Annotated in this window: 20 protein-coding genes; 11 read left to right on the top strand and 9 right to left on the bottom strand. The window is 64.0% G+C overall.

All coding sequences use genetic code 11. From position 1 onward, the window contains the following. Positions 1 to 3 precede the first annotated feature (3 nt). The 3 genes from JKL46_RS16520 to JKL46_RS16510 form a co-directional block, all read right to left on the bottom strand. Positions 4 to 1443, bottom strand: a complete 1440-nt coding sequence (locus JKL46_RS16520) for an arylsulfatase (RefSeq protein ID WP_201834783.1) — start codon at positions 1441 to 1443, stop codon at positions 4 to 6. A gap of 178 nt (positions 1444 to 1621) precedes the next feature. Beyond that, on the bottom strand, positions 1622 to 1912 hold the full coding sequence (locus JKL46_RS16515; RefSeq protein WP_201834781.1) for a hypothetical protein: 291 nt from the start codon (positions 1910 to 1912) through the stop codon (positions 1622 to 1624). A 152-nt stretch (positions 1913 to 2064) separates the two neighbouring features. After that, entirely contained in the window at positions 2065 to 2460 is a 396-nt protein-coding gene (locus tag JKL46_RS16510) for an Ohr family peroxiredoxin (protein WP_201834779.1), read from the bottom strand. Positions 2461 to 2601: 141 nt separating this feature from the next. Here JKL46_RS16510 and JKL46_RS16505 point away from each other — a divergent pair, with 141 nt between their 5' ends. The 5 genes from JKL46_RS16505 (at position 2602) to JKL46_RS16485 (ending at position 8059) form a co-directional block, all read left to right on the top strand. Beyond that, positions 2602 to 3126, top strand: a complete 525-nt coding sequence (locus tag JKL46_RS16505) for a MarR family winged helix-turn-helix transcriptional regulator (protein ID WP_201834777.1) — start codon at positions 2602 to 2604, stop codon at positions 3124 to 3126. A 339-nt stretch (positions 3127 to 3465) separates the two neighbouring features. Further along, positions 3466 to 4746 (top strand): epoxide hydrolase family protein, encoded by a 1281-nt coding sequence (locus tag JKL46_RS16500; RefSeq protein WP_201834775.1) that lies wholly within the window; start codon positions 3466 to 3468, stop codon positions 4744 to 4746. A gap of 222 nt (positions 4747 to 4968) precedes the next feature. After that, positions 4969 to 6720, top strand: a complete 1752-nt coding sequence (locus JKL46_RS16495; RefSeq protein ID WP_201834773.1) for an adenylate/guanylate cyclase domain-containing protein — start codon at positions 4969 to 4971, stop codon at positions 6718 to 6720. A 70-nt stretch (positions 6721 to 6790) separates the two neighbouring features. After that, a complete protein-coding gene (locus JKL46_RS16490; protein ID WP_201834771.1) occupies positions 6791 to 7564 on the top strand; it encodes a phosphatase PAP2 family protein in 774 nt (257 codons plus the stop codon). 105 nt (positions 7565 to 7669) lie between these two features. After that, positions 7670 to 8059 (top strand): cupin domain-containing protein, encoded by a 390-nt coding sequence (locus tag JKL46_RS16485; protein WP_201834769.1) that lies wholly within the window; start codon positions 7670 to 7672, stop codon positions 8057 to 8059. Between the two features lie 68 nt (positions 8060 to 8127). Here JKL46_RS16485 and JKL46_RS16480 read toward each other — a convergent pair whose 3' ends face one another. From JKL46_RS16480 to JKL46_RS16465, 4 genes are all read right to left on the bottom strand, one after another. Next, complete coding sequence (locus JKL46_RS16480; protein WP_201834767.1) at positions 8128 to 8835, bottom strand: class I SAM-dependent methyltransferase; 708 nt, start codon at positions 8833 to 8835, stop codon at positions 8128 to 8130. 42 nt (positions 8836 to 8877) lie between these two features. Next, positions 8878 to 9984 (bottom strand): AI-2E family transporter, encoded by a 1107-nt coding sequence (locus tag JKL46_RS16475; protein ID WP_201834765.1) that lies wholly within the window; start codon positions 9982 to 9984, stop codon positions 8878 to 8880. A 60-nt stretch (positions 9985 to 10044) separates the two neighbouring features. After that, positions 10045 to 10302 (bottom strand): hypothetical protein, encoded by a 258-nt coding sequence (locus JKL46_RS16470; protein ID WP_201834763.1) that lies wholly within the window; start codon positions 10300 to 10302, stop codon positions 10045 to 10047. Between the two features lie 178 nt (positions 10303 to 10480). Then, positions 10481 to 10966, bottom strand: coding sequence for an Lrp/AsnC ligand binding domain-containing protein (locus JKL46_RS16465; protein ID WP_201834761.1), 486 nt, complete (start codon positions 10964 to 10966; stop codon positions 10481 to 10483). A 108-nt stretch (positions 10967 to 11074) separates the two neighbouring features. Here JKL46_RS16465 and JKL46_RS16460 point away from each other — a divergent pair, with 108 nt between their 5' ends. From JKL46_RS16460 to JKL46_RS16450, 3 genes are read left to right on the top strand one after another with little or no spacing between them, the layout of a single operon-like run. Then, positions 11075 to 12283 carry a diaminopropionate ammonia-lyase gene (locus JKL46_RS16460; RefSeq protein WP_201834759.1) on the top strand — a complete coding sequence of 403 codons (1209 nt, stop codon included), beginning with the start codon at positions 11075 to 11077 and terminating at the stop codon, positions 12281 to 12283. Next, positions 12280 to 13515, top strand: a complete 1236-nt coding sequence (locus tag JKL46_RS16455; RefSeq protein ID WP_201834757.1) for a Zn-dependent hydrolase — start codon at positions 12280 to 12282, stop codon at positions 13513 to 13515. Before JKL46_RS16460 ends, JKL46_RS16455 begins: the two co-directional genes overlap by 4 nt. Positions 13516 to 13525: 10 nt before the next feature. After that, positions 13526 to 14686, top strand: a complete 1161-nt coding sequence (locus JKL46_RS16450) for a M20 aminoacylase family protein (RefSeq protein WP_201834755.1) — start codon at positions 13526 to 13528, stop codon at positions 14684 to 14686. 83 nt (positions 14687 to 14769) lie between these two features. On the opposite strand, the gene JKL46_RS16445 is transcribed toward JKL46_RS16450, so the two are convergent. After that, positions 14770 to 15093 (bottom strand): hypothetical protein, encoded by a 324-nt coding sequence (locus JKL46_RS16445; protein ID WP_201834753.1) that lies wholly within the window; start codon positions 15091 to 15093, stop codon positions 14770 to 14772. Positions 15094 to 15328: 235 nt separating this feature from the next. Continuing rightward, positions 15329 to 15802 (bottom strand): VOC family protein, encoded by a 474-nt coding sequence (locus tag JKL46_RS16440; RefSeq protein WP_201834751.1) that lies wholly within the window; start codon positions 15800 to 15802, stop codon positions 15329 to 15331. A gap of 337 nt (positions 15803 to 16139) precedes the next feature. Between JKL46_RS16440 and JKL46_RS16435 the strand changes: the two genes are divergently transcribed. The 3 genes from JKL46_RS16435 (at position 16140) to JKL46_RS16425 (ending at position 18938) form a co-directional block, all read left to right on the top strand. Then, entirely contained in the window at positions 16140 to 16430 is a 291-nt protein-coding gene (locus tag JKL46_RS16435; protein WP_201834749.1) for a hypothetical protein, read from the top strand. A 434-nt stretch (positions 16431 to 16864) separates the two neighbouring features. Beyond that, positions 16865 to 18256 carry a selenium-binding family protein gene (locus tag JKL46_RS16430; protein WP_201834747.1) on the top strand — a complete coding sequence of 464 codons (1392 nt, stop codon included), beginning with the start codon at positions 16865 to 16867 and terminating at the stop codon, positions 18254 to 18256. A gap of 43 nt (positions 18257 to 18299) precedes the next feature. Continuing rightward, entirely contained in the window at positions 18300 to 18938 is a 639-nt protein-coding gene (locus tag JKL46_RS16425) for a hypothetical protein (RefSeq protein ID WP_201834745.1), read from the top strand. Positions 18939 to 18986 lie beyond the last annotated feature (48 nt).

Below are 18986 nucleotides of genomic sequence, written 5' to 3'. Positions count from 1 at the left end.
GGCTCAACCCGGCGGGCTATAGGGATCCGGCGTGCCCGGCGCGATCGGCGGGTATCGCTTCAGGCTTTTCTCGAACTCCACGACGATGTTCATGGCCGGTCCCGCATTCCATGTGTTTCGCAGAGCCGTTGCCGGATATTCCTCCTTCGGATCGGTGATGAGATCGAAGGCCTTCGGCGACCCGAGCTTCGTCGGCGGCGTCCACCAGTCCCGCTGTTCGTCGTAGAACACCAGCTTCCAGTTCCGCCATTTCACGGCCTCCAGCCGGTCGGCCACGAATACCGGAAAGCCCTCGCGCTTGGAGGTCTCCGACTTGCCGAGCAGGAACTCGCTCTGGTCGACACCGTCGATGGCGCGGTCCGTCGGCACTTTGGCGCCCGCCATGGCGGCGAATGTCGTGAAGGTGTCGACCTCGTGCATGATTTCGTTGCTGACCCGCCCAGCCGGAATCCGATCCGGCCAACGGATGATGAACGGCGTGCGCAGCGAACCCTCCATGTGCGTGAAGTAATAGCCGCGCCACGGACCGGACGAGCCTTGCCACGGCCAGGTCGCCTCCGGGCCGTTGTCGCTGGTGAACACCACGATGGTGTTGTCGCGGAGGCCCAAGCCGTCGACGGCGTCGAGGATCTGACCGACATTCGCATCCATCTCGGCGAGGGCGTCGGGAAAATCGCCGTAGCCCGTCTTGCCCGCGAAGGCCGGGTTCGGCAGCGTCGGGAAATGCACGAGCGTGAATGGCACATAGGCATAGAACGGCTTGCCTGCATCCCGGCTGCGTTTCATGAAGTCGATCGTCCGGCGTGCGATCTCGGCATCGATCAGACGCCGCTGCTCCAGATCGTAGACTTGAAGCTTGCGGCTCGTCTCGCCCTTGCGCCCTTCCATCACGGACTCGAACTCTACACCCGCCGCCCTTGCCTGCGGCTCGGACGGCCAGAACGCCTCGTCCGTGGTGCGGGGAATGCCGTACCATTCGTCGAAGCCCTGATCGTTGGGCAGCCGGCCCGGCTCGCTGCCGAGATGCCATTTGCCGAAGGCGGCCGTGGCATACCCGCCGTCCGACAGGCATTCGGCGATGGTCCGCTCCCATTGTGTCAGGCCTTCGAGCCCGCCGCCGATGGGCACGGAGTGCGTGCCGGAGCGGATCGAGAAACGACCGGTCAGGATCGCCGAGCGGCTCGGCGTGCATTGCGCCTCGACGTTGAAGTTGGTCAGCCGGGTCCCTTCGGATGCCAGGTGGTCGATGCGGGGCGTCGGCGCTCCGCGCGTAACGCCCCCGCCATAGACGCCCACCTCGCCGTAGCCGAGATTGTCCATCAGGATGAAGACGATGTTGGGCTTGGCCGCGCCTGCGGCGGGCGATTGCGCGAAACCGGAATCCGTCGAGAGCAGGGCACCTGACAGGGCGATTGCGCATGCGAGCTGCCCGAACTTGGTCATTCCATCCCCCTGTCTCGCGTCGATCTCTGGCCCGCTCCGGCTTCACCAAATGGGCAAGCATCGACGAAGCTCAAGTCCGTGGGCTGCGGCGCGCAGTCTAGTAAGGGGAATCGGGGCTTGGTATCGGGTGAAACCCGGACATGCGCCCGGATTAGATCGCGAGTGTGCGAGTCTATCCTCAATCCCACCAATCGCGCGGGCCTTCTTTGCAGCGGTAACCGACGAAGCAGGTCGGCGTTTCGAGGCTCGGTACAAAGGCCGACTGCGCATATTCCGTCATCTGGCAGAAGGTGCGGTCGCGGACGAAGCGGTCATAGGTCTGACCGCCGGTGCCCAGGACGATGGCACCTCTCGAAAATACCAGTTGACGGCTTGCGTTGCACGACATGTTCGTCGTCGAGGGGCGTGATTGAGCCTGCGCACTTGTGGCCACCATGAAAAGCGATAGGGCTATCACGCACGTCTTCATTGAGGCCTCCCGGTGCCGTCCACTCGGCGCAGGTCAGCGTTGAATTATAGGCCGCTTGCCGGTCTCTGGAATGGCGGTCGGCCATCACATCTGCTTGAGGCTCGTCGGCGGAATCCGGGCCCGCCTTTTTGGGCAGGCCCGGCCGATCCTGCTCAGACGAGGTTGGTCTCGACGGCGATGTTGCCGTGCGTCGCCTTGGAATAGGGGCAGATGGCGTGTGCCGCCTCGATCAGCGCCTGCGCGACCTCCCGGTCGAGACCCGGCAGGCTGACATTGAGGCGGGAACGCAGGAAATAGGCACCGCCCTCGGCCGCGAGATCGATCTCGGCGTCGACCGCCGTCTGCGCGGGAAGGGCGATCTTCTTCTGGCCGGCGGCAACCTCGAGCGCGCCGATGTAGCAGGCCGACCAGGCAGCGCCGAACAGGTTCTCGGCCGCAGGGTGCGGCTGCGCCAGCTTGAGGTCGAGGAAGCCGTCGCTGCTGCGAGTGCCGCCGTCGCGGCCGCCGGTGGTGTGGGTCTTTCCGGTGAAGAGAACCTTGGCAGTCATGGCGATATCCTTTCTGAGCAATTTAAATCGTATCCGATTAATTCAGATGCGATGCAAATAGAGAGGTCGCGGAGGGATGTCAAGCCCTTCCGATTTAATCGCGTGCGATTTATATTGAGGGCACCCAACACGGATCGGCCCATGTCAGAGAGTTTGAACCCCAAGACACCGAAATCCCGGAAACCGGACACGCACCCGGACGGTTCTCCGCCGGCGAGCGGGGAGGGCAGAAAGCTCTCGAACTTCCTGTGCTTCTCCATCTACTCGGCGAACCTAGCCTTCGGCCGGGCCTACAAGCCAATCCTGGACAAGCTTGGCCTGACCTATACGCAGTACATCGCCCTGGTGGCGCTCTCCGAAGAGGATGGCCAGACCGTCAGCGCACTCGGCGAGAAGCTGTTTCTGGAATCCAATACGCTCACCCCGATCCTCAAGAAGCTCGAGGCGACGGGCTATGTCCGCCGCCATCGCGATCCTGCCGACGAGCGGCAGGTGCGGGTGACGCTGACGCCTGCCGGTCGCGATCTGCTTGCCGAGGATCCCACGATCGCGCTGGTGGAGGCTACCGGACTCGGCGGGGACTTTTCCACCGTGCAGAAGTCCGTGGCCGGCATTCGCGACAATCTCCTGCGCTCCCTGCAGGCGAAGCCGGATGCGAATGAGTGAGGCGCCGGCAGGTTGCGCCATGGCTTCGCTTGCCGGTGTGGCGCGCGAGGCGTATCCTCCCCGCCCAATCAAGGTTCTGCCAATCAAGATTCTGCGTTGAACCTCGGCTCCGACGGGCCGCTTTTGATCGACAGCTTTGCCGACGTCGCTCCTGAACCGAGTGGTTGTGTAACCCGCGGAAGAAGGGCCTGTTCGCAGGCGCCTCGGCCTCCATCGACATGTGAGAAGGGTCTCAAGCGACCGCTCCGCGGTGACGTGTGCACAAGGCCAGAAGTCTCGTGATCGTCCGAGGCCTGCCTCTCGCCACCTGTGGCGACCGGAACGCATGGAGATTGATCGATGCCGAATCCCTCACTTCCGAACAAGCCTTCCGCAGCAACCTCCGCGGGCGCAATTGCAGCCGATGTTCTCCGCAGGGGCAAACCGAAAGCAGCCGAGGGCGACGCGATCCGCCCGTTCCATATCAACATTCCTGAAGCGGACCTCGTCGAATTGCGCCGGCGCGTCGAGGCGACGCGGTGGCCCGACCGGGAGACGGTCAGGGATTCCACGCAAGGCGTGCAGCTCGCGACGATCCAGAAGCTCGCGCGACATTGGGCAACCAAATACGACTGGCGCAAGATCGAGGCCAGGCTCAACGCGGTGCCGAACTTCATCGCCAAGATCGACGGATTGGACATTCATTTCATTCATGTCCGCTCCAAACATGAGAATGCGCTGCCGCTCCTCGTGGCACATGGATGGCCCGGATCGATCGTCGAGCAGTTGAAGATCGTCGGACCTCTCACCGATCCCACGGCGCATGGCGGCAGCGCGTCCGATGCGTTCCATCTGGTGATCCCGTCGATGCCCGGTTACGGCTTTTCCGGCAAGCCGACGGGGACGGGGTGGGACCCGACGCGCATCGCAAACGCCTATATCGAGCTCATGAAGCGCCTGGGATACACGCGATACGGTGCGCAGGGCGGCGACTGGGGTGCGATCGTCGTCGATCAGATCGCGTTGAAGAAACCCTCGGGTCTCATCGGCATCCATACCAACATGGCCGGCGTCGTTCCGCCCGCCATTGACAAGGCGCTTCTGGCCGGCGAGCCCGTGCCCGCCGGGATGAGCGAGGAGGAAACCCGCGCCTGCGAGCAGATCGCCTCCTTCTACAAGCATATCGGCTACGCGATCCTGATGGGCGACCGGCCGCAGACGCTGACGGGCTTTGCGGATTCGCCCGTCGGCCTCGCGGCCTTCATGATCGATCACGATCCCGCGAGTTACGAGATGATCGCGCGTTCCGTCGACGGACAACCGGAAGGGCTGACGCCGGACGACGTGCTCGACAACATCACCCTGTTCTGGCTGACCAACACGGCCATCTCCGCAGCCCGTCTCTATTGGGAGAACAAGGGGCCGTTCTTCAGCGTCAAGGGCGTCACCGTTCCGACTGCCGTCAGCGTATTTCCCGACGAGCTCTATCAGGCGCCGAAGAGCTGGTCGGAGCAGGCCTATCCCAAGCTCGTGCACTACAACAGGCTCCCGAAAGGCGGGCACTTCGCGGCTTGGGAACAGCCGGAGTTCTTCTCGCAGGAGGTTCGTGCGGGATTCCGGTCGCTTCGTTCCGTGCAGTGACGAGCGCGGCGCGCAGATCACACGCGTCGCCGCTCGAAAAGCGGCGTGATCCGACGATCGCTCCGTTATTCCGTCGCACAAGATTCTGCGGAGCGCTGATGCCGGGCATCGCTCCGCATAGTCCATTGGAGGTACACTGACAGTCTGATCCCGGATCTGTATTATCACCTGCATATCATCAGGCGGCCGATCATGGTATCACCCGCGCAGGATGACCGAGCGTTGGATCGACGGGTCCTTGCTGTCCTCTGCGCCGATGTCGCCGATTACAGCCGCATGATGGATACGGCCGAGGAGGACACGCATCGGCACCTGATGCGATTGTGGTCGACGGTGATCGAGCCGCTCGTCGCCTCCAATAACGGCAGGATCGTCAAGAACACGGGGGACGGCTTTCTGGCATCGTTCGACAGCGGACAGGACGCGGTCAGATGCGCCCTGTCGCTGCAGGAAACCCTGGCGCAGGCTCAGGCGCCCGAACCCGCCGAAGCAAGGATCCTGTTCCGGATCGGTGCGACCATCGACAGCGTGATCGTCGAGGAGCACGATATCTTCGGCAATGCGGTGAACACGGCGGCCCGCCTCCAGCAGGTTGCCGCTCCGGGCGGCATCGTCATCTCCCGGGCGCTCCTGTCGCAGGTGCAAGGCGTGATCGACCTCGTCGCGGATGATCTCGGTCATCTGCGGCTGAAAAATCTCCATAGTCCGACCCATGCCTTCGCGATCCGGTCGTCAGGGTTCGAGCATCTGCCCGTCTTCGCCAGACCCTATCACAAGCGGACGCGGCTTCCCTCCGTCGCCGTGCTGCCTTTCCGCACCTTGAACAGCGCCGGCGCGACCGACTACTTCGCTCAGGGAATGATCGAAGACATCATCGGCGCCCTCGCGAGTCTTCGCGACGTGATGGTCATCAGCCGAGGCTCGACTCTCGATTATACGGGAGACGAGCCGCCTGCCGCCGTCGGCAAGAAGCTCGGCGTGCGATATGTCCTGACCGGGACGATCAGGCGTGCCGCCGAGCAGGTCCGGATCACGACCACATTGACGGACGTCAGGCACGGCGCCGTTCTCTGGGCCGATCACGTCGATGGAGCACTGACGTCGATCTTCGATATTCAGGACCGGGTCGCGACCAAGATCGTCGGAACGATCGCGCCCCATGTGCGCGAGGCGGAACTGGCGCGGGCGGTCAGGAAGCGTCCCGAGAACATGGATGCCTACGATCTGCTTCTCCAGGGAATCGACCTGCTCTACAGCATGAACCTCAATCAGTTTCTTCGCGCGCGCAGGTTCCTTGCCAGTGCCATCGAAGCCGATGCCCGATATCCGGCCGCCCACGCCTATGCCTCGCTCTGGCATGTGTTCAATATCGGCCAGGGCTGGTCCGAGCATCCCGAGGCGGATGCTCAGCAGGCCTGGCAACTCGCTTCGTCCGGCGTGGCTCTCGATCCTTCCAACTCGCTGGCGCTCGCTTTGTGCGGCCATATCAAGTCCTATCTCTTCCACGACTACCTGGCTGCGACGTCCTTTTTCGATCGTGCGATCAACTGCTCTCCAAACCACGCCTGGGCCTGGACCCTCAGCAGCGGCACCTATGCCTATATGGGCCGCGCCAAAGAGGCCATCGAACGTGCGACGTTCGGATTGGCACTGTCGCCGGCGGATCAGCATGCATTCTACTACCTGTCGTTCCTGGGCCTCGCGCATTATGCCGACGAATCCTATGAGCAGGCCGTGGAATGGGATCGCACGGCCTTGGGACAGAACCCGCATTTCAGGGCGGGCTTGCGTGTTCTGGCGGCAAGCCTCGTCGCCCTGGGACGGCGGAGCGAGGCACAAGAGATCGCGCGCGCTCTTATCCGAGAACAGCCGTCGTTCCGGGTGTCGGTCTATGCGCCGCAATGCCCCTGGCAGAATGCGCAAACGCGGGAAACGTTTTTGAGACGTCTGGTGGAGGCCGGCCTTCCAGAGTGAGCGTGCCATCTGAAGCGATGCAATGCCTCGGTGGCCCGAGTAACCGGCTCGAACTGAAAAGGGGAAGCGCATGGGCAACTGCTTTTACGATATGCCGTTTCTTCCGGAATTCCTGTTCGATCCGGAGCAGCCGGGTCTGACGGAAGGGCGGGCCAAGATCCTGACCGATGTGCAATCGTTTCCGCGGCGATATTGGGATCCCGATTACGTCGGCCTCGCGATCCTTCCCGAGTTCGCCGGGCTTCGTTGGGAGAAGGAGATCAAGGTCGATCCGCCTCCGGCACCGGATTCCGACGAGACCCGTGACGAGATCGCCGAATTGCTGGCGCTGATGAAGGAGCGGGCACATGCGCGTGCGGAAATCATGGCCCAGAATACGGATTTTCCCCTTTACTGGCTGGGACTCCTCATGATGAACCGATCGTCCCACCCCGCGACCTATGAGATGATCAAGGTTGCCGCGCGCGTGGCTGAAATGGTCATGTTCTTCTACAAGATGAAATTCAACCGGCCGCGTCCGCATCAGCTGTGCCCGGCGCTGATGCCGATGGTGGCGGTGCCGGGGCATGCGTCCTATCCCAGCGGGCATTCGCTGATGTCCCATATGCTGTCTCATACGGGAGCCGAGGTCAGGCCGGATGCCGCAGACACCCTGTTCGCATTGGCCGAGCGTGTCGGACGCAACAGGGAGATCGCCGGCTTGCACTACCGGAGCGATACGAAGGCAGGGGCACAGATTGCCGAGGGTGCCTTCAAGGTTCTTTTGCGAAGCCGGAGTTTCCAGAGGCTGCGGACGGAAGCGAGGAAGGAATGGGAGGCGCAGTCGAGGCGTCGCGGCGGATAATGCCGGCCGACGAGGGAAGGCATCCCCACGACCGTTGATGCAGGTGGTGGCGCGGGTCTCGCATGGCGTAGTAACGTTCCTCTTCCAGCCTGAGGAGCATGATTCATGTCCTTTGAAACCAAGCGGCTCGGCGCGCTGCCCGATGTGATCGCCCCGGACGGTTCCGAGGTGCGGATTCTGTGCTGTGCGAGCCGGGGCAGCATGGCCCATTTCACGCTGCCGCCGCACGCGATTTCAAAGGCCATGGCGCATCGCACCGTCGAGGAGATCTGGTACTTCGTTTCCGGACGCGGGCAGATGTGGCGTCGCTCGCATGAGACGGAAGAGATCGTCGATGTGGAGCCCGGCACCGCCATCACGATCCCGGTCGGAACCCATTTCCAGTTTCGATCCCTTTCGCAGGAGCCGCTGGCGGCGGTCGGGACGACCATGCCGCCCTGGCCGGGCGAGGGCGAAGCTTTCGCGGTCGATGGAATCTGGGAGCCGACGGTTTAGAGGTGCTCTGCGTTCAACGATGCGCTCTCCAAAGAGTGGAGTATCGAGCCTTCAACCTGACGTGCTCGTCAGGCCATGGCGTACATCCTGAACAGGTCGGTGGGTGCAACGAAGAGCTCACGCACCTCGCTGAAGCCTGCCGCTTCGGCCATCCGATGCCAGTCGGAGCATGTTTCGGGATAATCGGCCGCCCGCACGTGATTCCGCATCATGGTCCAGTCGGCATCGTCATAGGCCGTCCAGGCGGGGCGCTGAAGATCCCATCGCGCCAGCCATTCGTCGCGGCTCTCGCCGTCGCGTCTCGTGTTCTCGTAGAACAGCAGGATCCCGCCCGGAGCCAGAATGCGTCGAACGTCCCGCATGACGGTTAGCTTGCCGCGGCGGCGACTGTGGTGGAGCGACAGCCCGATCCACACCACGTCGGCCGGAGCAGTGCGGTGGTGAAGCGCATGCGCGTAATCGCCCACCTCGAGACTGACCGGACAGGACAGGTCTGTCAGATTGATCTGCGCTTTGACGAGTGCCTCAGGCGCCAGGTCGATGCCGTGATAGGAAGCAATAGGCGTCTCCTTGAGCGCCACGGCCGCGCAGGCGGCGTCGCCGCAACCGACGTCGAGGAATCGGAAAGGAGCTTCGAGCTCCGCGAGAAACTCGTGCAGGCGGTCATAGACCTCCCGGTGGCAGAGGAAGTTCTCCTCCACCATGATGCGATAGACGCGCCAATGCTGCTGAAACAGAGAGATGGTGGTTTCGTCGGGAACGAAAGAGGACGGCATCGGGGAAGCCTCTCTGCAGTCGAAAACGGAAAACATGAGCCGCTATCGCGCCGGCTCGTCGGGGCGTTGACGGCTTCCGGCGCGATGCTGCTGCAGCCATTCCACCAGAAGGACATAGCCGACGGCCAGGAGCACGGGGCCGATGAACAAGCCGAGAAGCCCGTCGACGATCACGCCGCCGATGACGCCCATGAGAATGACCGGCATGGGCACCTCCAGCCCTCGGCCAAGCATCAGCGGTCTCAAGACGTTGTCGCTCAAGCCGACGACGATGTTCCAGACGAGGAAGAAAACCGCCGTCTGCGTCGCCTCGGTCGCAAAGACGTAGACGACGACGGGGAGCGACAGCAGGAGCAGGGGAATCTGCATGATTCCCAACAGGAGCGCGACGAGCGTCAATGGGCCGGCAGTAGGAAGCCCGACGACGAAGAAGCCGAGTCCCAGGAGCAGCGACTGGATCAGCGCCACGCCGACCACGCCGAGCCCGACGCCGCGGATCGTGGCTGCGGTCAATGTAACCAGTTGCTCCGCGCGCGCCGTGCTGCCGGTGACGCGTGCCAGCAGGCGTCGCGCGAATTCGGCGCCGCCCTTGCCGAAGGCGATGAGCACGGCTGCAATCGCGAATGAGACGACGAACGACAATTCGCCGATGGCCAGACCGCCGGCGAAAGAGCCCAGCCACGCCAGGGGGCCGCTCAGCAGATGGCCGTATTGCTTCAAGGCCGCGGGCAGGTTGGTGGCGACGAGGGTCCAGATCTCCGTCAGCTTCTTGCCGACCAACGGCGTGCCATCGAGCCATGGCGGCGGCGACGGCATCGTCACGTCATGGCTCTGCACGCTCGAGACCAGCGAATAGAGCGACGTTGCGAGCGAGGTCACCACGATGACCATCGGCCCCAGCATCAGTGCGACGCCGATCACGCCGATCAGCAGCGCCGACCAGCGCTCTCCGAGATAGGCGGCGAGGCGCAGATGCAGGGGATACAGCATCACGGCCAGGATCGCAGACCACATCAGAATGGACGCGAACGGCAGCACGATCCGCGCGCAGGCGTAGACCAGCAGAGCCACCAGCCCGATCCGCAGCGTAGTATCGAACATGGGCGAGGACCCAGGCCCGGTGCCGAGATCGGATGCACTTCGGCCCATCGGCCTGTTTCCCTGCACCATGCCCAACGTCCGCTCACCCACTTTCGTCGGAACGGCGATTCAGCGCCGGCCCACCCGATTGACGGGACCGCCGCGGTTCATCGGCGTTCCAGGCCGGACGCCGACGCCCGGTGCACCGACGCCCGGCGTCACCACGGCCCGCGCGACGGGCCGCGGCCGCAACACGACGCCGGGTCTTGCGACGCAGCCGACCGGATAATTGACGTACTGGCAGTAAATCACGGCCTGGGCCTCTTCGGTGCTTGCGGCCACAAACCCGGCGATGAGTGCCGATAATGCGATCGGAAGAAGCTTCATGTCTGCCTCCCTTCACCCGCATGCGCTCTCCAAAGCTCTATCCATCCCGCGACGCCATGCTTGATCGATCAGGACAGGAGGTTGACAGTTTGGGTCAATGGGAGCTCACCCCAGGTGAAAACCTATGTGAATGCCCGCGCTGTCCGCGTTCCGGTTCGTCACCGCTGCGCGCCATTTCTTATGCAGGCAGCGGAACCGCCAATCCTGCCTTGACCCGGTCCATGGCGACGGAGGTGCGGAACCGCTTGACGTTGCTGTTGCCGAAGAACAGGCGCCGCGTGAGCGCCTCGTAGGCGGTCATCGTCGGCACCACGACCACGAGCACGAAATCCGCCTCGCCGGTGACGTAGTAGCACTGCTGCACCTCGGGAACCGCAGCGAACTCGCGCTTTGCCGCGTCGATCAGCTCCGCCGTCTCGCTGATCAGCTCGACTTCGACGACGATCGTGATCAACTGCCCGACCCGGGCCGGATCGATGATGGCGACATTGGCCTGGATGATTCCGGCTTCCTCCATCCGCCGGATGCGGCGTTGCACGGCCGGCGCCGACAGGTTGACCGCCTCGCCGATCACCCGCTGCGGGGTCGCGTTGTCCTGCTGGAGGATGTGGAGGATCGCGAGATCGAAGCGGTCGAGGGTGATCGAAGACGACGATTTGGACACGAGTGACCCGTTCGCACGAAAAAATCTTGCATTCAGACAGCTCAAATAGAGCGCTTTTCTCTTCTTCTATGCAATATCTTCTCGCCATCCCACTCAAGGAGAACGGCGATGTTCCTTCCCAACCGGCACTCCGACTACCGCAAACCGCTCGATCCGCTCGACGCCGAGGCGCTGGGTGAAAGGGCCGCCGGCGAGGCCGGGCGGTATCTTTCCTTTCGCGACAATCACGCCCCGACCCCGTTGCATGCCCTGCCGGTCCTGGCCTCCGAGCTCGGCCTGGGCACGATTCATGTCAAGGACGAGGGCTTTCGGCTGGGCCTCGGCAGCTTCAAGGCTCTGGGCGGCTCCTATGCCGTCATCCGGCTCGTGCTGGAGGAGGCCGGCCGCCGGCTCGGACGGCCTGTCGATGTCGCCGAACTACACGCGCCCGAGATTCGCGCCGTCGCCGCCGGAATGACCTTCGCCTGCGCCACCGACGGCAATCACGGGCGCTCGGTCGCCCAGGGAGCGCAGCTCGTCGGCGCGAGGGCCGTCATCTTCGTTCATTCCGGCGTCAGCGCGGAGCGGGTGGCGGCCATCGCCCGGTTCGGTGCGCAGATGGTCCGCGTCGAGGGCACCTACGACGATTCCGTCGCCGAGGCGGAAAGGGTCGCCGCCGAGAAGAACTGGATCGTCGTCTCCGATACGTCCTGGCCGGGTTACGAGCGCATCCCCGGGCTGGTCATGCAGGGCTACACCGCGATGGTGCGCGAGGCCCTGCGCCAGTTGCCTGAGCCGCCGACCCATGTGTTCGTGCAGGCCGGCGTCGGCGGCGTCGCGGCTGCCGTTGCGGGGCACCTCTCCCTCGTGCTCGGCGACCGCCGGCCGGTCTTCGTCGTGGTCGATCCGGCGCGGGCCGCCTGCCTCTTCGAGAGCGCAAGGGCCGGCCATCCGGTCAAGATCGCGCATGGCGAGCCGACCGTCATGGCCATGCTCGAATGCTACGAGCCGTCGCTCGTCGCCTGGCGCGTGCTGTCGCGCGCGGCCGACGCATTCATGACGATCGACGAGGAGGATGCGGTCGCCGTGATGAAGCGGCTCGCCCATCCCGTCGGCAAAGATCCGGCCATCGTCGCCGGCGAGAGCGGCGGCGTGGGTCTTGCCGGGCTCATGCGCGCGGCTACTGACGCGGAGATGCGAACCGCACTCGGCCTCGACGAGACCTCCCGCGTCTTCGTCATCAACACCGAAGGCGCCACCGATCCGCAGCGATTTGCCGCCCTGGTCGGGATGCAGCCCGATCGTGTTGCAATCCGCGCCGAAGGGGCAAGAGCATGACCCGATTGTCGATCGACGCGGAGCGCCTGCTCGGCCGTCTCCGGGAGCTGGGGCAGATTGGACGCGATGCAGATGGCAGGTTGGTCCGGCTCGCCGGCTCCGATGCCGATAAAGCCGGACGCGACGCATTCGTCGCGTGGCTCCGCACTGCTGGACTGGAGGTCGCGATCGACCGGATCGGCAACATCTTCGGGATCTGGAAGAATGGCGCGAATGCGGATGCTGCCCCCGTTCTGCTCGGCTCGCACATCGACACGGTGATCGATGCGGGCATCTATGACGGCTGCTATGGTGTGCTCTCGGGCCTGGAAGTGATCGAGACCCTGAAGGAGGCGGGCTATGATCCCGCGCGGCCCATCGCGGTCGCGGCCTTCACCAATGAGGAGGGCGTGCGCTACGCTCCCGACATGATGGGCTCACTCGTTCATGCCGGCGGCCTCTCGGTCGACGAGGCGCTTGCGACGATCGGCACCGACGGCACGGTGCTCGGCGCGGAGCTGGAGCGGATCGGCTATGCCGGCCCCCAGGAATCGGGCTTCCTGAAGCCGCACGCCTATATTGAGCTGCATGTCGAGCAGGGTCCGGTGCTGGAGCGCGAGGGCGTGCCTGTCGGCGCGGTCGAGAATCTGCAGGGCATTTCCTGGCAGCGCATCACCATCGATGGCGAGGCGAACCATGCCGGCACGACGCCGATGTCGATGCGGCGGGATGCGGGCCACGCCGCCGCCTGTGTCGTCACCTTCCTGCGCGGCCGCGCGCGGGCCTCGAACACGCCCACCGTCGCGACGGTTGGCGCCATGAGCTTCGAGCCGAATGCGATCAACGTCATTCCTTCCCGCGCGGTTTTCACGGTCGATCTGCGCGACCCCGACGAGCAGCGTCTGCGCGAGGAGGAAGCGGCGCTTGCCGCCTGTCTGGAGCAACTGGCCGCCGCGGAGCAGGTCGCGATCTCGGTCGAGCGGCTGGCGCGATTCGAGCCGGTGATCTTCGACGCAAGCATCGTGGCGATGGTGGAGGATGCCGCCCAAAAACGCGGGCTGACCTCGAAGCGCATGACCTCGGGCGCCGGTCACGACGCGCAGATGATCGCGCGGATCGCGCCCTCGGCGATGATCTTCGTGCCGAGCATCGGCGGCATCAGCCACAATCCGCGCGAGTACACGCCGGAGCACGATCTCGTCGCGGGAGCCAATATCCTGCTCGATGTCGTTGCCCGCCTCACTGCACGATAAGGAGACCTTCATGGCAACCGATCTGAACGCGCTCGAACGGGAGATGACCGCGTGGCGGCGCGACCTGCACGCCCATCCGGAATTCGGCTTCGAGGAAAAGCGCACGGGTGCCTTCGTCGCCGCGAAGCTGCGGGAGTTCGGGCTCGACGAAGTCGTCGAAGGCATCGGCGGCACGGGCGTGGTCGGCACGCTCAAACGCGGCAGCGGCAACCGGGCGATTGCGCTGCGCGCCGACATGGATGCGCTGCGCATCACCGAGCAGGGCACACAGGATTATCGCTCGCGGAACTCCGGCACGATGCATGCCTGCGGCCATGACGGCCACACGGCCATGCTGCTCGGAGCCGCAAAGCTCCTCGCCGAAGAGGGCGGCTTCGACGGCACCGTGCGCTTCGTCTTCCAGCCTGCCGAGGAATGGGGCAGGGGGGCGCTCGCCATGCTGGCGGACGGGCTGATGGAGCGCTTCCCGTTCGAGGAGATCTACGGCCTGCACAACATGCCGGGCTTAGGCGTCGGGCATTTCCAGACCCGCGTCGGGTCGATCATGTCGGCGGAGGACAATTTCGAGATCGTGCTGAAGGGCGTCGGCGGACATGCGGCCCGTCCGCATTGGGGCAACGAGGTTCTGGTCGCTGCCTGTGCGACGGTGATGAACCTCCAGACCATCGTGTCGCGCCGACTGAGCCCGACGGATATCGGCGTCGTCTCGGTGACCGAGCTGATCACCGACGGCACACGCAACGCCTTGCCCGGTCTCGCCCGCATCCTCGGCGATGCGCGCAGCTTCCGGCCGGAGATCAGCGCCGAGATCGAGAAGCAGATGCGCATCGTCGCGGAAGGCACGGCGGCGACCTACAATGTCGCGGCAGACGTGACGTATACGCGCGAATTCGTGCCGCTCCTGAATGATGCGGCCTTGGTGGACGAGGCTTTCGCCGCCGCGCGGACCGTGTTCGAACATGAGCACGTCTCGATCGCGCAAGAGCCCATGACGGGTTCGGAAGACTTCGCCCAATTCCTCGAGCATGTTCCCGGCTGCTTCGTGTTCGTCGGCAACGGCAGGGATTCCGCGCCCCTGCACAATCCGGCCTACGACTTCAACGATGACGGTCTGCTCTACGGCGCGCGCTTCCACGCCGCCATCATCCGGCAGCGGCTGCCTGCGGCCTGATCGAACGCCGCGCGAAAAGGGGAGACAAAAGGAGAAAGAGCGCCATCGGCGGTTGGCCGATGACGCTCCGGGAGAGATGAGGGTTAGCCCTGGACGTTGAAGATGTCGGCGTGCTGGTTCGTGAAGGCGAGAGCGTCGCCGCCGTCACCGAAGAGGCCGAGCCCGCCGACTGCGGTGGTGTCGGCGACCTGCGTGATCGGGCTCGCATTCACGTTGAGGTCGGGGCCGAAGTCGGGTCCGCCGCCCCACGGGAAGTAATCGTGATCGCCCATCTGGATGTTCGTGCTATGGGCTTCCTGGTTCGTCGCGGCGACGGCATCGCCGCCATTGCCGAAGATGCCGACGCCGCCGACGGCGGTGGTGGTGGCAACCTGGGTGATCGGGCTGGCATTCACGTTGATGTCCATGTGCTTATCCTATCTCTGTTAAGTGGTGTTTCCAGTACCGCCTGAGTTTGATCTCCGTCGGCGATGAATGGACTTTGCATCACTTCGCAGGCAGGGACTGTGAAGCGCGTCACACAGGCAAATTTTTTTGAGTTCGGGAGCTGCGCAGGGGACAGCGACGGGTCGCGTCAGGGTCCGCATATGCCGGAAGCGGACGATGGCTGGCGGCAATTGTGCCGCCAGCCGCGATAAAACATCACCCGCGCCGCGCCGCCTCGATGGCGGCGACGTCGATCTTCTTCATGGTCATCATGGCATCGAAGGCGCGCTTGGCCTCGTCGCCGCCCGCCGCCATCGCCTCCAACAGCACGCGCGGCGTGATCTGCCAGGAGATGCCCCACTTGTCCTTGCACCAGCCGCAGGCACTCTCCTGGCCGCCATTGCCGACGATGGCGTTCCAGTAGCGGTCCGTCTCCTCCTGATTCTCGGTGGTGATCATGAACGAGAAGGCTTCGTCATGCTTGAACGCGGGGCCTCCGTTGAGGCCGATGCAGGCAACGCCCGCAACCGTGAACTCGACGGTGAGCACGTCGCCCTCCTTGCCGGACGGATAGTCGCCGGGTGCGCGATGCACGGCACTCACCTTGCTGTCGGGAAAGACTTCGGCATAGAAGCGGGCGGCAGCCTCGGCTTCCTTGTCGTACCAGAGGCAGATCGTATTCTTCGCCATTGCGTATCCCTTTCGCTCTGAGACCCGTGGTCCGGCCTTTTTTCCCACAGCTCTCCCAAAATGTGAAGCAGGCCGCATTTCTCGATGCCTGGCAGCTCCGTCCCGCATGGGGATTGCGAGAGAAACATCCAGCGATGACTTCGGGCCGGCGTCGTGATCTTGCGGCCGTATTCCCGCAGGCACGTTTTTGCAAAGGATCGAGGCACATCTCATCGTCCTCCTTTTTCATGAGCGATTGTTGTGGACGCGGACTGTCCGGAGGCGCAAAGTCGGTGGCGCGATCCGGGGGCAATCGTCTGCATCATTCAGCAGGAGACGCTTAACGGAGGACAGAGCCATGCACGCGGTGGTCAGAACCTATTCGGGTGAAGGTGCCAAGCAGCTCTTCGAACTGCTGGAGAAGCGTAAGGCCGATGTCGAAAGCGCAATGCGGCAGGTCAAGGGATTTGTCGGTTACGCCCTGATCCGCACGGGCGAGGGCGGCACCTCCGTCACGATCTGTCAAGACAAGGCGGGCACCGACGATAGCTTGCAGAAGGCCAAGGAATGGGTCAGCAAGAATGCATCGGACATCGCTGCGAGCCCGCCCAAAGTGTCGGATGGTCCGGTCATTCTCCACCTGAAATAGGTAAAGCGGCGGCGCGATCATCACGCGTCGCGCCGCGCACCCGCGCCACACCAGGAACTTTCACAATCCGGATCGGGGAGACCCAGGATCCGCCTTACGGTTTTGTCCAATGCATCTTTCTCGTGCCGAGCAAGATGCAAGGAGGTCGCGCCCGATGGGACGCGACCTCTCCCCTGGCACCATTTCCAGTTTCAGGACGAGATAGGCCGGCTGCCTCGCGCGGCATCGTCCTCAAGGGCAAGACCTTGGTTCATTCGGGCTTCGACCGGTACGTCCCGGGTCCGATGCTTTGGAGGCGGACACGCAATCCCGCCCGGCCGGAGGCGACACGGCCTGGCGGATGCTGTACAATGCCGAGGTCTGCACGACGATAACGACACTTGGATAACGACACCTGCCGGCGGCCTTGGGGGCGATCAGGAGGGATAGTCGCGATGCGTTGGCAGCCAGATCCCAGCTTTTACCCATCCCCGCGTCTCGCCGAAAAAGCCCCGCCCGAGACGCTGGCCTATGTGGCCATGTTCGATCCGGACCGGCAACAGCCCGACGGCATCGCCGTCGTCGATCTCGACCCGGCCTCGCCCAGCTACGCCCAGATCGTCAGCACGACCGCCATGCCCAATCTGGGCGACGAACTGCACCATTTCGGCTGGAACGCCTGCTCCTCCTGCCTCTGCCCCAACATGCCGCACCCTCATGTCGAACGGCGCTATCTCGTCGTTCCCGGGCTGCGCTCGTCGCGCATTCACATCCTCGACACCAAGCCCGATCCACGCAACCCGACGATCGTGAAGGTGATCGAGCCCGAGGTGATCGCCGAGCGGACAGGCTACACGCGCCCGCACACGATTCATTGCGGGCCGGACGGCATCTACGTCACGGCTCTCGGCAATGCGGAAGGCAAGGCTCCGGGCGGCATCTTCGTCATGGACCACGAGAGCTTCGAGCCGCTCGGGCGCTGGGAGGTCGAACGCGGACCGCAGCAGCTTGCCTATGACGGCTGGTGGCATCTGGGATACGACACGCTGGTGACCAGCGAATGGGGAACGCCCGACACCTTCGAAAACGGACTCGTCCCCGAGGTCCTGCTCGGCTCGCGCTATGGCCGGCGCCTGCATTTCTGGGATCTGCTGAAGCGCAAGCACCTGCAGGAGATCGACTTCGGCGAGGAGCATCAGCTCGTGTTCGAGCTTCGCCCGGCTCACGATCCCACCAAGGCCTACGGATTCGTCAACTGCGTGATCAGCCTGAAGGATCTCTCCTCCTCGATCTGGACCTGGTATCGCGACGGCGATCGTTGGGCCGTCAAGAAGGTCATCACCATCCCGGCCGAGCCGGCGAGCCCGGACGATCTGCCGGACATGCTGAAAGGGTTCAGCGCGGTGCCGCCGCTCGTGACCGACATCGATCTCTCCATGGACGACCGGTTTCTCTACGTGTCGTGCTGGGGAACGGGCGATCTGCAGCAATACGACGTCTCCGATCCGATGAATCCCAAGCTGACCGGCAAGGTGCGGATCGGCGGGATCGTGTCCCGTGCCTCGCACCCCAAGGCGAAGAACGGACATCTCACGGGCGGGCCGCAGATGGTCGAGATCAGCCGGGACGGGCGGCGGGTCTATTTCACCAACTCGCTCTACGGCCCCATCGACGAGCAGTTCTACCATCGCGGCTTCGAGGGCTGGATGGTGAAGCTGAACGCGGACCCGAAGGGCGGCATCTCGTTCGATGAGGACTTCTTCATCGAATGGCCGAAGGGACACCGGCCGCATCAGGTCCGGCTCGAAGGCGGCGACTGCTCATCCGACTCCTATTGTTACCCATGAGAGGCGCCACGCAGCTGGCAAGTATCTTGGCAAGTGGTTTCAGATGAACACGCTCTCATCCACTCTCTGGCCCTGGATGGCTCTTGCGGGGCTCGGCGCGTTTCATGGCCTGAACCCCGCCATGGGCTGGCTGTTCGCCGTCGCGCTGGGGCTGCACCGCCAGAGCCGGGGGCTCGTTGTCCTGGCTCTTGCACCCATCGCCGTCGGCCATGCCGTGGCGGTGGGCGTTGTTCTGCTGGCCGTGCTCCTCTTCGGAATGGTCGTGGATGCGACATTCCTCAGCCGCGGCGCCGGCATCCTCCTGATCGTCTGGGCGGTCACACATGTTCTCGCCGGCCATCGCATCCCGGTTCGCATCGGGATGCAAACCGGCCTGGCCGGTCTGGCCCTGTGGTCCTTCATGATGGCCAGTGCTCACGGGGCCGGCTTCATGCTGATCCCTTCGCTCCTGTCGCTGTGCGTGTCGTCGGGCATGGACGGCGACCTCACCGCCTCGACTTCGGTTCCGATCTCGTTCGCAGCTCTCGCCGTTCACACGGGGGCAATGCTGGCGGTGATCGGTGCCGTCAGCCTGATCGCCTACGACCAGGGACTCGCGTTCCTCAGACGAGGCTGGATCAACGTGGATGTCCTTTGGAGCCTTGCCCTGGCGGGAGGCGGCGTCTTCCTCCTGACGGCGTGAGGCGAGTGCCGCTAAAGCATCGGACCCAAAAGTGGATTTGCACTTTTG

It is taken from the genome of Microvirga zambiensis WSM3693, from assembly GCF_016735695.1.
GTDB lineage: Bacteria > Pseudomonadota > Alphaproteobacteria > Rhizobiales > Beijerinckiaceae > Microvirga > Microvirga zambiensis.
Note: the sequence above shows the minus strand (reverse complement) of the source record. Positions and strands in the feature narration are given on the sequence as shown.

Bases quoted from the DNA above. Each gene is read 5' to 3' on its own strand.
- JKL46_RS16520 (WP_201834783.1), bottom strand. From the start codon at position 1,443: ATGACCAAGTTCGGGCAGCTCGCATGCGCAATCGCCCTGTCAGGTGCC.
- JKL46_RS16515 (WP_201834781.1), bottom strand. From the start codon at position 1,912: ATGAAGACGTGCGTGATAGCCCTATCGCTTTTCATGGTGGCCACAAGT.
- JKL46_RS16510 (WP_201834779.1), bottom strand. From the start codon at position 2,460: ATGACTGCCAAGGTTCTCTTCACCGGAAAGACCCACACCACCGGCGGC.
- JKL46_RS16505 (WP_201834777.1), top strand. From the start codon at position 2,602: ATGTCAGAGAGTTTGAACCCCAAGACACCGAAATCCCGGAAACCGGAC.
- JKL46_RS16500 (WP_201834775.1), top strand. From the start codon at position 3,466: ATGCCGAATCCCTCACTTCCGAACAAGCCTTCCGCAGCAACCTCCGCG.
- JKL46_RS16490 (WP_201834771.1), top strand. From the start codon at position 6,791: ATGGGCAACTGCTTTTACGATATGCCGTTTCTTCCGGAATTCCTGTTC.
- JKL46_RS16485 (WP_201834769.1), top strand. From the start codon at position 7,670: ATGTCCTTTGAAACCAAGCGGCTCGGCGCGCTGCCCGATGTGATCGCC.
- JKL46_RS16480 (WP_201834767.1), bottom strand. From the start codon at position 8,835: ATGCCGTCCTCTTTCGTTCCCGACGAAACCACCATCTCTCTGTTTCAG.
- JKL46_RS16475 (WP_201834765.1), bottom strand. From the start codon at position 9,984: ATGGGCCGAAGTGCATCCGATCTCGGCACCGGGCCTGGGTCCTCGCCC.
- JKL46_RS16470 (WP_201834763.1), bottom strand. From the start codon at position 10,302: ATGAAGCTTCTTCCGATCGCATTATCGGCACTCATCGCCGGGTTTGTG.
- JKL46_RS16460 (WP_201834759.1), top strand. From the start codon at position 11,075: ATGTTCCTTCCCAACCGGCACTCCGACTACCGCAAACCGCTCGATCCG.
- JKL46_RS16455 (WP_201834757.1), top strand. From the start codon at position 12,280: ATGACCCGATTGTCGATCGACGCGGAGCGCCTGCTCGGCCGTCTCCGG.
- JKL46_RS16450 (WP_201834755.1), top strand. From the start codon at position 13,526: ATGGCAACCGATCTGAACGCGCTCGAACGGGAGATGACCGCGTGGCGG.
- JKL46_RS16445 (WP_201834753.1), bottom strand. From the start codon at position 15,093: ATGGACATCAACGTGAATGCCAGCCCGATCACCCAGGTTGCCACCACC.
- JKL46_RS16440 (WP_201834751.1), bottom strand. From the start codon at position 15,802: ATGGCGAAGAATACGATCTGCCTCTGGTACGACAAGGAAGCCGAGGCT.
- JKL46_RS16435 (WP_201834749.1), top strand. From the start codon at position 16,140: ATGCACGCGGTGGTCAGAACCTATTCGGGTGAAGGTGCCAAGCAGCTC.
- JKL46_RS16430 (WP_201834747.1), top strand. From the start codon at position 16,865: ATGCGTTGGCAGCCAGATCCCAGCTTTTACCCATCCCCGCGTCTCGCC.
- JKL46_RS16425 (WP_201834745.1), top strand. From the start codon at position 18,300: ATGAACACGCTCTCATCCACTCTCTGGCCCTGGATGGCTCTTGCGGGG.